The sequence below is a fragment of the Bacillus sp. 22190 genome, assembly GCF_052045575.1.
GTDB classification, from domain to species: Bacteria; Bacillota; Bacilli; order Bacillales; family Bacillaceae; genus Bacillus; species Bacillus altitudinis.
In genome coordinates, this window is record NZ_JBQEPF010000020.1 from 43,869 (window position 1) to 55,428 (window position 11,560).

Genomic DNA, 11,560 nt, shown 5'->3' on the forward strand with positions numbered 1-11,560 from the left:
GCTGTCGGGCTCACCGGCAGCTTTTTTTATTTCGATTCATGAATGGATCGGTTTCGAATTGTTTACAAATGGAACTCAATTCGTGTATGGTATGATAGAAAGTCGAAAAATGCTCTTTTTGAGACACTATTCAAAGTGGTGATGAAGTTGTTACTCGTGATAGATGTAGGAAACACAAATACCGTTTTAGGTGTTTATCATAATGGCGATTTGAACTACCATTGGCGAATTGAAACAAGCCGTCATAAAACAGAAGATGAATTTGGTATGGCAATCCGATCCTTATTTGACTATGTAGGGCTGATGTTTGACCAGATAGAAGGGATTATCATTTCTTCTGTTGTCCCGCCAATGATGTTTGCTCTGGAAAGAATGTGCGAAAAGTATTTTCACATTACTCCTCAAATCGTTGGGCCTGGCATGAAGACTGGATTAAACATTATGTGTGACAATCCAAAGGAAGTCGGCGCTGATCGAATTGTGAACGCAGTGGCAGCCATTCACCTGTATGGGGCCCCTCTCATTGTGGTAGACTTTGGAACAGCCACAACCTACTGCTATATCAATGAACAAAAACAATACATGGGTGGCGCAATTGCACCGGGTATTACCATCTCAACAGAGGCTTTATATACAAGAGCGGCTAAGCTGCCAAGGATTGAAATTGTTCGTCCAGATCATATCGTAGGGAAAAACACGATCAGTGCGATGCAATCAGGTATCCTGTATGGATATGTTGGTCAAGTCGAGGGAATAGTGAAACGGATGAAGCAGCAAGCCAAACAAACACCGAAAGTCATTGCAACAGGCGGTTTGTCTACATTGATTGGAAATGAATCAGACTGTATTGATATTGTCGATCCGTTCCTCACATTAAAAGGACTCCAATTAATTTATGAACGCAATCGTGTCGGTGTATTATAGGAGGGTTTAATCAAAATGGATTATTTAGTTAAAGCGTTAGCATATGACGGGAAAGTCCGTGCGTATGCTGCGAACACAACAGATACAATCAACGAAGCGCAGAGAAGACACCATACGTGGCCAACTGCTTCAGCTGCAATCGGCAGAACCATGACAGCGACTGTCATGATGGGAGCCATGCTGAAAGGCGAGAATAAATTAACTGTCAAAATTGAAGGCGGTGGGCCGATCGGAGCCATCATTGCGGATGGAAACGCAAAAGGTCAGGTGCGCGGATATGTCTCAAACCCACAAGTTCACTTTGATTTAAATGAACATGGGAAGCTGGACGTTAGACGTGCTGTTGGAACATCTGGAACGTTAAGTGTTGTCAAAGATATCGGACTGAAAGACCACTTTACAGGGCAAACAGAAATTGTCTCAGGTGAAATTGGAGATGACTTTACTTATTACCTCGTCTCCTCTGAACAAGTGCCATCCTCTGTAGGTGTGGGTGTTCTTGTCAATCCAGATAACTCGATCCTTGCAGCAGGCGGTTTCATCATTCAATTGCTGCCTGGAACAGAAGATGCAGTCATCGAAAGACTCGAAAAGAGATTATCAACCATTGAACCAATCTCTAAACTGATTGAAAAAGGGATGACTCCTGAAGAAATTTTAGAAGAAGTGCTCGGTGAAAAACCTCAAATTTTAGAAACTGTACCTGTCGAATTTTCTTGTAACTGCTCAAAAGAACGGTTTGCCAACGGTATTATCAGCCTAGGGAAAGCCGAAATTGAGGATATGATTGAACAAGACGGACAAGCAGAAGCTCAATGCCATTTTTGTAACGAAACGTATGTATTTACAAAAGAAGAGCTAGAAGAGCTACGTGAAGAAATAACCCGCTAAGCTCTAAGCAGCGGGTTTTCTTTTTAGAATGGAAAGGAGACGAAAGATGAGACTGAAAGCAAGAGTGGTATGGACATTTATCCTCGTTCTGCTCATGATTAATGCCGTTGTCATTGCATATGTATTAACAAAATCACAAATGTCGCAGGCTTCTTCAAATGGGAAGAGCGGTGAAGAAATTGCTTCTATTGGGAAAGAGAAAGTCACACGTCAAGAATGGTTAAAGAAAATGGAAGACCGCTACGGAAAGGCAACACTTGAACAAATGATCAATCAGAAGGTAGTCAATCAACTTGCGAAAGAAAACAAGCTGGAGGTATCTTCAAAAGAGATCAATCGTGAGCTGCTGATGCTGAAAGCGGTATCTAATAATTTCTACGAAGACGGTCATACAAGCGAAAAGGAATGGAAAGAGCAGATTCGTTATCAAATTTTATTAGAACAGCTTCTAACGAGAGATGCGGTCGTTTCTGAAAAAGAAGCCAAATCCTTTTATGAAAAAAACAAAGACTTGTATCAATATGATGACTCATACCGAATTCGCCACATTGTTGTGAAAACAAAAGACGAGGCACAAAGTGTATTAAAAGATTTAAAGGGCGGATCTAGTTTCGAAGCTGTAGCAGCTGAACGATCCACCGATCGATATACCTCTCCTTACGGCGGAGATCTTGGATTTGTCACAGAAGAGCAAGAAAGCATTCCAGCCCTATACATACAAGAAGCCCAAAAGCTTCAGCCAGATGAATGGACGAAAGAGCCGATCGAGATCAAAAACGGTTATGCCATCATACAATTAAAAGAAAAATTAAATGGCCGCTCCTTCTCTTATGAAGAAGTCAAAGATCAGATCAAAAGGCAGATCGCCATGGAAGATCTGGGTGAAAAGGCGAATGTCAAAACCCTGTGGAAAGAAGCAAAAGTCACATGGTTTTACGATGGAGAGCAGGACTAAAAGCATTGACAAAATTTTTCGAAATTGATAATTTAATATTAATACAATAAAATTACTCGGAGATAGAGGTGTTAGTGATGGCTCGTATTGCAAATTCAGTTTTTGAACTAATAGGAAATACACCAGTCGTTAAATTAAACCGTTTAGTAGATGAAGACAGTGCGGATGTCTACTTGAAACTTGAATATATGAACCCAGGCAGCAGTGTAAAAGATCGTATTGCGTTAGCGATGATCGAAGATGCTGAAGCAAAAGGTACATTAAAAGCTGGTGACACACTCATTGAGCCAACAAGCGGAAACACAGGAATCGGTCTTGCGATGGTCGCGGCTGCAAAAGGAATCAATGCGATTTTAGTTATGCCGGATACAATGAGTCAGGAGCGCCGCAACCTTTTACGGGCTTACGGTGCAGAACTTGTATTAACACCGGGTGCAGAAGGAATGAAAGGTGCCATCAAAAAAGCAGAAGAATTAGCAGAAGAGCACGGATACTTCATGCCTCAGCAGTTCAGCAATGAAGCCAATGCTGAGATTCACCGCCGCACAACAGGGAAAGAGATTCTTGAACAATTCGACGGCGACCTTGATGCATTTATTGCAGGAGTTGGTACTGGCGGTACGATTACAGGTGCTGGTGAAGTCCTGAAAGAAGCCATCCCATCTATTCAGCTCTATGCGGTAGAACCAACAGATTCTCCTGTACTATCAGGCGGGAAACCAGGTCCGCATAAAATTCAAGGCATCGGAGCAGGGTTTGTTCCATCTATCTTGAACACAGAAGTATATGACGGCATTATCCAAGTGAAAAACGAAGATGCATTTGAACTTGCAAGAAAGGCAGCGAAAGAAGAAGGAATCCTTGGTGGTATATCTTCAGGAGCAGCCATTTATGCAGCGCTTCAAACAGCGAAGAAGCTTGGTAAAGGGAAAAAGGTTCTAGCGATTATTCCAAGTAACGGTGAACGTTACCTTAGTACGCCGCTTTATCAATTTGATTAAACAATACACCCCAGCATTTGCTGGGGTTTTTTCATGAATTCTGAAGATGGAAAGCAAATACTATTTTCTAATTAAAATGGATTGCATTACAATAAGATTAATGAAAATAAAAAAGGATGATTACATGACACAACGTAGGCCGATGGGCATCAAAATTCCTTTTACGAAAGATGCATTCTTGAAACGATACGAACAATTAACGGCTCATGAATCACATCACGTCCTTCTTGAAAGTGCACGTGGCGGAGAATACAGTATTGCCGGCATTCATCCGATCGCTAAAGCGAAAGGGAAGGACGGGATGACCACCATCCATTATCAGAATGAGGTGTTGTTCAAAGAGGGAGATCCTTTTAGGGCATTTGCTGATTGGTTTCAAACCCTACGAACCGAAACGAACGATGAATATCCTGACTTCCAAGGTGGAGCGATTGGATTTTTAAGCTATGATTACGCAAGATATATCGAGCATTTTAAAATGCTGTCCATCGATGATTTGAAGACGCCTGATTTGTATTTCCTCGTATTCAATGATGTCGCTGTCTTTGATCATAATAAAGACGTCCTCTGGCTGATGACTCATACAGAAGGAGACGAACCTGTCAGTGAAGTTCATCAAAGACTCGAAGAATTAAAGCAAAGCTGGACAAGCACATCAGAAGAATCAGCACATTCACCTGTCAATGTGTCTTCTTCGGAATGTGTACCTGCTGCACCTTTTACTGAAGAAGCTTTCGGGGAAGCTGTAGAAACGATTAAACAATATATCGCCAGCGGTGACGTGTTCCAAGTGAACCTATCCATTAGACAAGATGAACAGCTTCATACCCACCCATATCATTTATACAAAACATTACGTCACGTGAATCCATCTCCATATATGTCATATCTGCACACGCCAGATTTCCAAATTGTCTGTGGATCTCCAGAGCTGCTTATTAAGAAAAAAGGCATTCAGCTCGAAACAAGACCGATCGCTGGCACAAGATCAAGAGGCAAGGATGATGCGGAAGATCAAGCGCTGGCAAAAGAACTCATTGAAGATGAAAAAGAACGCGCAGAACATGTGATGCTCGTTGATCTTGAGCGGAATGATCTTGGACGAGTGTCTACTTATGGCTCAGTCAAGGTGAACGAGTTTATGGCCATTGAGAAATATTCACACGTGATGCACATTGTATCAAATGTCCAAGGGGAGCTGCGTGATGATTGTGATGCAGTAGATGTCATGAGAGCTGTATTCCCAGGCGGCACAATTACAGGTGCGCCAAAAGTGAGAACAATGGAAATCATAGAAGAGCTTGAGCCGACAAGGCGTGGGCTTTATACTGGATCTATAGGCTGGTTTGGATTCAATCAAGATATGCATTTTAATATCGTCATTCGTACGGCTTATTGTACAGGAGGGAGAGCCTTCATGCAGTCAGGTGCAGGCATTGTCATCGATTCTGTACCAAAGCACGAATACAAAGAATCAATTAAAAAAGCCTATGCAGTGAAAAAAGCATTACAGTTGAGCAAAGAAGAGACTATTTTGAGTTAGAGGTGAGCAGAGTATGATATTAATGATTGATAATTACGATTCATTTACGTACAACCTGGTCCAGTATTTAGGTGAGCTTGGAGAAGAACTGATTGTAAAACGAAACGATCAAGTCACTATTCAAGAAATCGAAGAGCTCAAGCCAGACTTTCTGATGATTTCTCCAGGACCTTGCAGTCCGGATGAAGCAGGAATTAGTATGGAAGCGATCAAACATTTTGCTGGGAAGATTCCGATCTTCGGTGTCTGCTTAGGTCATCAATCCATTGCACAAGTATTTGGTGGAGACGTCATTCGTGCGGAGCGGTTAATGCATGGGAAAACATCAGAGATTGAACACGACGGCAAAGGTGTCTTCACGGGACTCCAAAATCCGCTCGTCGCAACGAGATATCATTCATTAATTGTTAAAGACGAGACGCTGCCGGAGTGCTTTGTCAGAACAGCGAGCACAAAGGAAGGCGAACTCATGGCCATTCGCCATAAAGAACTTCCGATTGAAAGTGTTCAATTCCATCCAGAATCAATTATGACATCCTTCGGTAAGGAAATGCTCAGAAATTTCATTGAAACCTATCGTAAAAAGGGGAATGAAGTAAACGCATGATCATTTACCTGAACGGTCAGTATATAGAGGAGAAAGACGCGACTCTTTCTCCTTTTGATCATGGTTTTCTATATGGCATCGGTGTATTCGAAACATTTACCTCTCTAGCAGGACAAGTCTTCTTGTTAGACTGGCATCTTGAAAGGCTCAATCAATCATTGCGTGACCTTTGCATCGAATCCACAATAGAGAAACCATTTGTACTCGACATCATTCATACATTATTCAATCAAAACCAAATAACGGACGGTCATGCGAGGATCCGCTTCAATGTTTCTGCGGGCAGAGGCAATGGATTTTCTGCAGACCCTTATGAGGAGCCTGTTGTTTTTGTGATGATCTCCCCATTCCGGCCTGAATCAATAGTAGATGAAAAACAGGGAATCATTCTTGATACAAGAAGAAACACACCGGAAGGTCCAAGACGGCTCAAGTCGCATCATTACATGAACAACCTGCTGGCGAAAAGAGAAGTAGGGAACGATCCGTCTGTAGAAGGGATCTTTTTAACAAAAGAAGACGATGTGGCAGAAGGAATTACGTCAAATCTATTTTGGCGAAAAAAAGATGTGATCTATACACCTTCACTTGATACCGGCATTTTAAACGGGGTTACCCGTCGATATTGTATCGAAACGCTGCAATCTTCGGGGATCCCACTAATAGAAGGAAGATATCCACTCTCGCACTTGCTCTCAGCTGATGAGGCGTGGATGACCAATTCGGTTCAGGGAATTGTGCCTTTTAAAAATATCGGAGACACCGTCCTGCAAAACCACAACCGAACGATTTCGACCAAGTTGAGAACAGAATATACAAAAGAACGTCTAGAACATAAAGAGTAGGTGGACACAATGACACAACAATTGATAAAACAGCCTAAAATCATACAAGCCAAGCACCATACCCTTAGTTATGAAGAAAAGACATTGGTCATGGGCATTTTAAATGTCACACCGGACTCTTTTTCAGATGGAGGAAAATTCAATCAAATGGATAAAGCGTTGGCTCATGCAACGCAGCTCATAGAAGATGGGGCGCATATTATTGATATTGGCGGTGAATCGACTCGGCCGGGGGCGGCACTTGTCTCAGAGCAAGAGGAGCTTTCAAGGGTCATTCCTGTCATTGAGAAGATCACAAAAGAGTTGGACATACCTATTTCTATTGATACGTATAAAGCCCATGTCGCAGATGAGGCAGTGAAAGCAGGAGCCTCAATCATTAATGATGTATGGGGGGCGAAAGCTGATCCTCAAATGGCGCATGTGGCAGCGAAGCACAACGTGCCAATCATCTTAATGCACAATCGACCAGAGCGGAATTACACCCATCTGATTTCAGATATGATCGCAGATCTGAAAGAAAGTGTTCACATTGTGAAACAAGCGGGTGTCCGTGATGACATGATCATATTAGATCCTGGTGTAGGATTTGCGAAAAATAAAACTGACAACCTCATGGTCATGAATGAACTTGAACATTTTTGCCACCTAGGGTATCCGCTGCTTCTAGCAACATCACGAAAACGATTCATCGGTGCAGTTTTAGACCTGCCGCCTGAAGAACGTACTGAAGGAACGGGTGCGACGGTCTGTCTTGGGATTCAAAAGGGCAGCGCGATGGTCCGAGTGCACGATGTAAAAGAAATCGCAAGAATGGCAAAAATGATGGATGCCATGCTGAATAAAGGAGGCGCTTATCATCGATAAAGTATATGTAAACGGAATGGAATTTTACGGCTATCACGGTGTATTTGCAGAAGAGAATAAACTAGGCCAGCGCTTTCGTGTGGACCTAACAGCTTCACTTGATTTAAGTAAGGCAGGACAAACGGATGACCTAAATGAGACCATCAACTATGCTGAGCTCTACAACATCTGCAAAAATATTGTAGAAGGGGACCCAGTGAACCTCGTTGAAACGCTGACAGAAAGAATTGCAAACCAAGTGTTAAAGGACTTTCCGACAGTTCAAGAATGTACAGTAAAAGTAATCAAACCAGATCCGCCAATTCCAGGACACTATCAGTCCGTTGCCATTGAAATGACGAGATCACGCGCATGAACAATACAGCATATATCGCTTTAGGCTCAAACATAGGAAAAAAGGAAACCTACTTAAAAGAAGCTGTCAAAAAACTTCACGAACATCCAGGTGTTCAAGTTGAATCCATTTCATCTATATATGAGACAACACCTGTAGGTTACGAGAATCAGGATGACTTCTTGAACATGGCTGTGAAGATTTCCACCTCGCTTCGTCCCGAAGAACTTCTATCACTGACTCAGAACATTGAGCAGGAGTTAGGCAGAACAAGAGAAGTGAGGTGGGGTCCACGGACAGCTGACCTTGACATTTTACTTTATAATCGTGAAAATATTGAAACAGAACAACTTGTAGTGCCGCATCCTAGAATGTACGAACGTTTATTCGTTCTTGTTCCGATGAGTGAGATTTGCCCAGAAATCGGCGAAGCCCAGATAAACGCCGTAACAGACCAAGAAGGTGTAAGCATATGGAAAAAGACATGTGGGGTAGAAGAATTCGTGCATACCGAAAGCTAAAAGGGTATACTCAGGAAGGGTTCGCCAAAAGACTGGGCATCTCTGTCTCTGTCTTAGGGGAAATTGAGCGAGGCAATCGATTACCAACAAACCAAATGGTTGGTCAAATAGCAGATGCTTTAAATATAACGGTGGAAGAACTTTCACCAATACTTGAAGAGGAAAGGAGGGGACTAGATGTTTAAAATCGGAGATATCGAAATTAAAAACAAAGTAGTGCTCGCACCAATGGCTGGTGTGTGTAACTCTGCTTTCAGACTCACTGTGAAAGAGTTTGGAGCGGGCTTAGTCTGCGCTGAAATGGTCAGTGACAAAGCGATCTTGATTAATAATGCCAGAACGATGGGCATGCTGTACATTGATGAGCGTGAAAAACCGTTGAGCCTTCAGATATTTGGGGGAGAAAAGGACACGCTCGTAGAAGCGGCCAAGTTTGTAGACCAGAATACAACGGCGGACATTATTGATATTAATATGGGATGTCCTGTACCAAAGATCACGAAGTGTGACGCAGGAGCGAAATGGCTGCTGGATCCAAACAAGATTTACGAAATGGTATCCGCAGTCGTAGAAGCTGTAGATAAACCTGTTACTGTGAAAATGAGAATGGGTTGGGACGAAGACCATATTTTCGCTATCGACAATGCCCGTGCTGTTGAACGAGCAGGTGGACAAGCGGTTGCGCTTCACGGACGGACACGTGTGCAGATGTACGAGGGAACAGCGAATTGGGATATTATAAAAGAGGTCAAACAATCTGTTTCCATTCCAGTCATCGGCAATGGAGATGTCAAAACCCCTCAGGATGCAAAACGTATGCTTGATGAAACGGGTGCAGATGCTGTCATGATCGGAAGAGCCGCACTAGGAAACCCGTGGATGATTTACCGGACGGTTCATTATTTAGAAACGGGTGAACTAAAAGAAGAGCCTAATGTGCGTGAGAAAATGTCTGTGTGCAAACTTCACTTAGACAGACTCATAGACCTGAAAGGCGAGCATGTGGCTGTCAGAGAAATGAGAAAACATGCAGCATGGTACTTAAAAGGTGTCCGGGGCAATGCAGATGTAAGAAACCAAATCAATCAAAGTGAAACGAGAGCGGAGCTTGTAAAAGTTCTAGATGACTTTACGATCGAAGCCGAGGCAAAAGAGCTTCAAAGAATAAAAGTAGGATAAGACTATCTTTCTTTTTGTAGCTCACTGCTAGTGCACGTACTGGCAGTTTTTCTGCTTTTCTCTGCAAAATACATTATTGGAGTGATATAAATGAGTAATGAAGGGCTTAATAACGAAGAATTAAATGATCAATTCCAAGTAAGACGTGACAAAATGAATAAAATGAGAGAAGAGGGTATCGATCCATTCGGTGAACGATATGACCGTTCTCATCAATCCGCACAAATTATTGCTGAATATGACGAGTTTTCAAAAGAAGACTTAGAAGAAAAAGCAGCTCAAGTAACAATTGCTGGCCGTATGATGACAAAACGCGGAAAAGGGAAAGCTGGCTTTGCACACATTCAAGACTTAGAAGGACAAATTCAAATCTATGTACGTAAAGATAGTGTAGGAGAAGAAGCTTACGAATTATTCAAAAGCTCGGACCTAGGCGATATTATCGGTGTGACGGGAACCGTATTTAAAACGAATGTAGGAGAACTTTCAATTAAAGCGACTAGCTTTGAGGTTCTTACAAAAGCACTTCGCCCGCTCCCTGATAAATATCACGGACTAAAAGATGTAGAACAACGCTATCGTCAGCGTTACCTTGACTTGATTGTCAATCCAGAAAGTAAGCAGACGTTCATCATGCGCAGCAAAATCATTCAATCAATGAGAAGATACTTAGATTCAAAAGGATACCTAGAAGTTGAAACACCAACAATGCATAGCATCCCTGGTGGTGCATCAGCTCGTCCTTTCATTACTCATCACAATGCACTTGATATGCCACTTTATATGCGTATTGCGATCGAGCTGCATTTAAAACGTCTAATTGTCGGTGGTCTAGAGAAAGTATACGAGATTGGTCGCGTATTCCGTAATGAAGGAGTCTCAACTCGTCATAACCCGGAATTTACTATGATTGAGCTGTATGAAGCATATGCAGACTATAAAGACATCATGAACCTAACGGAAAACTTGATTGCTCATATTGCCCAAGAGGTGCTGGGAACAACAACAATTCAATATGGAGAAGATGAAATTGATCTAAAACCTGAATGGAAGAGACTCCATATGGTTGAAGCAGTCAAACAAGCGACAGGTGTAGACTTCTGGCAAGAGATGTCTGTAGAAGAAGCAAAACAGCATGCTGCTGATCACGGTGTTGAAATCACAAAAAACATGACAGTAGGTCATATTATCAATGAGTTCTTCGAGCAAAAAGTAGAAGAAACACTGGTTCAGCCTACTTTTATTTACGGGCACCCAGTCGAGATTTCTCCATTAGCTAAGAAAAATCCTGAAGACCCGCGCTTCACGGACCGCTTTGAGCTATTCATCGTGCGTCGCGAGCATGCAAATGCATTCACCGAGCTGAATGATCCAATCGACCAAAGAGAACGTTTTGAAGCTCAATTAAAAGAACGTGAAGAAGGAAATGACGAAGCGCATCTCATGGATGACGATTTTGTTGAAGCATTAGAATATGGCATGCCGCCAACAGGCGGACTAGGAATCGGTATCGACCGATTAATCATGCTACTAACAAATTCTCCATCAATCAGAGATGTACTGCTTTTCCCGCAAATGAGAAACCGTTAATACATCAACAAAAGCGCCATTTGATCTGTGGCGCTTTTTATTTTTCATAAAATGAAACTTTTTTTAAAAAAACTATTGCAAGAAAAGAATCCAGATGGTATATTATTATTCGTTGCCGCAAAACAGCAACGAGGTTGAAAAAAGAAAATGAAAAAAGTTCTTGACTTCAACCGAAGAAAAATGTTAAGATATTAAAGTCGCTTACGAGCGATAACGAAGATGATCTTTGAAAACTAAACAAGACAAAACGTACCTGTTAATTCGAGTTTTTATAAAAAAATCCTATGATACATCATAGGTAGT

Annotated in this window: 13 protein-coding genes; all 13 read left to right on the plus strand. The window is 42.1% G+C overall.

Translation table 11 applies throughout. The features are described 5' to 3' along the window. Positions 1–147 precede the first annotated feature (147 nt). The 13 genes from ACTJKA_RS18310 to lysS all read left to right on the plus strand — a co-directional run bounded on the left by ACTJKA_RS18310 (position 148) and on the right by lysS (position 11,257). Positions 148–924, plus strand: a complete 777-nt coding sequence (locus ACTJKA_RS18310) for a type III pantothenate kinase (RefSeq protein WP_008341820.1) — start codon at positions 148–150, stop codon at positions 922–924. A gap of 15 nt (positions 925–939) precedes the next feature. After that, positions 940–1,815 carry an Hsp33 family molecular chaperone HslO gene (gene hslO / locus ACTJKA_RS18315; protein ID WP_007496169.1) on the plus strand — a complete coding sequence of 292 codons (876 nt, stop codon included), beginning with the start codon at positions 940–942 and terminating at the stop codon, positions 1,813–1,815. 52 nt (positions 1,816–1,867) lie between these two features. Beyond that, positions 1,868–2,770, plus strand: a complete 903-nt coding sequence (locus tag ACTJKA_RS18320) for a peptidyl-prolyl cis-trans isomerase (protein ID WP_025206605.1) — start codon at positions 1,868–1,870, stop codon at positions 2,768–2,770. A gap of 77 nt (positions 2,771–2,847) precedes the next feature. Then, entirely contained in the window at positions 2,848–3,771 is a 924-nt protein-coding gene (gene cysK, locus ACTJKA_RS18325) for a cysteine synthase A (RefSeq protein WP_008341814.1), read from the plus strand. Between the two features lie 124 nt (positions 3,772–3,895). Next, the gene (locus ACTJKA_RS18330; RefSeq protein WP_345911687.1) at positions 3,896–5,314 is read left to right on the plus strand and encodes an anthranilate synthase component I family protein; all 1,419 of its coding nucleotides are present in this window, start codon (positions 3,896–3,898) and stop codon (positions 5,312–5,314) included. A 13-nt stretch (positions 5,315–5,327) separates the two neighbouring features. After that, positions 5,328–5,921, plus strand: a complete 594-nt coding sequence (gene pabA, locus ACTJKA_RS18335; RefSeq protein ID WP_008341810.1) for an aminodeoxychorismate/anthranilate synthase component II — start codon at positions 5,328–5,330, stop codon at positions 5,919–5,921. Continuing rightward, entirely contained in the window at positions 5,918–6,766 is an 849-nt protein-coding gene (gene pabC / locus ACTJKA_RS18340; RefSeq protein WP_440607886.1) for an aminodeoxychorismate lyase, read from the plus strand. The genes pabA and pabC overlap by 4 nt, the downstream gene beginning before the upstream one ends. A gap of 9 nt (positions 6,767–6,775) precedes the next feature. After that, positions 6,776–7,633 (plus strand): dihydropteroate synthase, encoded by an 858-nt coding sequence (folP, locus tag ACTJKA_RS18345; protein ID WP_440607887.1) that lies wholly within the window; start codon positions 6,776–6,778, stop codon positions 7,631–7,633. Next, positions 7,626–7,988, plus strand: coding sequence for a dihydroneopterin aldolase (gene folB / locus ACTJKA_RS18350; protein WP_024719372.1), 363 nt, complete (start codon positions 7,626–7,628; stop codon positions 7,986–7,988). The genes folP and folB overlap by 8 nt, the downstream gene beginning before the upstream one ends. Next, a complete protein-coding gene (gene folK, locus ACTJKA_RS18355) occupies positions 7,985–8,488 on the plus strand; it encodes a 2-amino-4-hydroxy-6-hydroxymethyldihydropteridine diphosphokinase (RefSeq protein WP_007496156.1) in 504 nt (167 codons plus the stop codon). Before folB ends, folK begins: the two co-directional genes overlap by 4 nt. Then, on the plus strand, positions 8,440–8,673 hold the full coding sequence (locus ACTJKA_RS18360; RefSeq protein WP_017366448.1) for a helix-turn-helix domain-containing protein: 234 nt from the start codon (positions 8,440–8,442) through the stop codon (positions 8,671–8,673). Before folK ends, ACTJKA_RS18360 begins: the two co-directional genes overlap by 49 nt. Then, positions 8,666–9,667 carry a tRNA dihydrouridine synthase DusB gene (gene dusB / locus ACTJKA_RS18365; protein WP_008341796.1) on the plus strand — a complete coding sequence of 334 codons (1,002 nt, stop codon included), beginning with the start codon at positions 8,666–8,668 and terminating at the stop codon, positions 9,665–9,667. Before ACTJKA_RS18360 ends, dusB begins: the two co-directional genes overlap by 8 nt. Before the next feature lie 90 nt (positions 9,668–9,757). Continuing rightward, positions 9,758–11,257, plus strand: coding sequence for a lysine--tRNA ligase (gene lysS / locus ACTJKA_RS18370; protein ID WP_017366450.1), 1,500 nt, complete (start codon positions 9,758–9,760; stop codon positions 11,255–11,257). Positions 11,258–11,560: the final 303 nt, after the last annotated feature.

Coding starts and splice junctions, on each gene's coding strand:
- lysS (WP_017366450.1), top strand. CDS start 9,758: ATGAGTAATGAAGGGCTTAATAACGAAGAATTAAATGATCAATTCCAA.
- folK (WP_007496156.1), top strand. CDS start 7,985: ATGAACAATACAGCATATATCGCTTTAGGCTCAAACATAGGAAAAAAG.
- folP (WP_440607887.1), top strand. CDS start 6,776: ATGACACAACAATTGATAAAACAGCCTAAAATCATACAAGCCAAGCAC.
- cysK (WP_008341814.1), top strand. CDS start 2,848: ATGGCTCGTATTGCAAATTCAGTTTTTGAACTAATAGGAAATACACCA.
- dusB (WP_008341796.1), top strand. CDS start 8,666: ATGTTTAAAATCGGAGATATCGAAATTAAAAACAAAGTAGTGCTCGCA.
- pabA (WP_008341810.1), top strand. CDS start 5,328: ATGATATTAATGATTGATAATTACGATTCATTTACGTACAACCTGGTC.
- pabC (WP_440607886.1), top strand. CDS start 5,918: ATGATCATTTACCTGAACGGTCAGTATATAGAGGAGAAAGACGCGACT.
- ACTJKA_RS18360 (WP_017366448.1), top strand. CDS start 8,440: ATGGAAAAAGACATGTGGGGTAGAAGAATTCGTGCATACCGAAAGCTA.
- hslO (WP_007496169.1), top strand. CDS start 940: ATGGATTATTTAGTTAAAGCGTTAGCATATGACGGGAAAGTCCGTGCG.
- ACTJKA_RS18330 (WP_345911687.1), top strand. CDS start 3,896: ATGACACAACGTAGGCCGATGGGCATCAAAATTCCTTTTACGAAAGAT.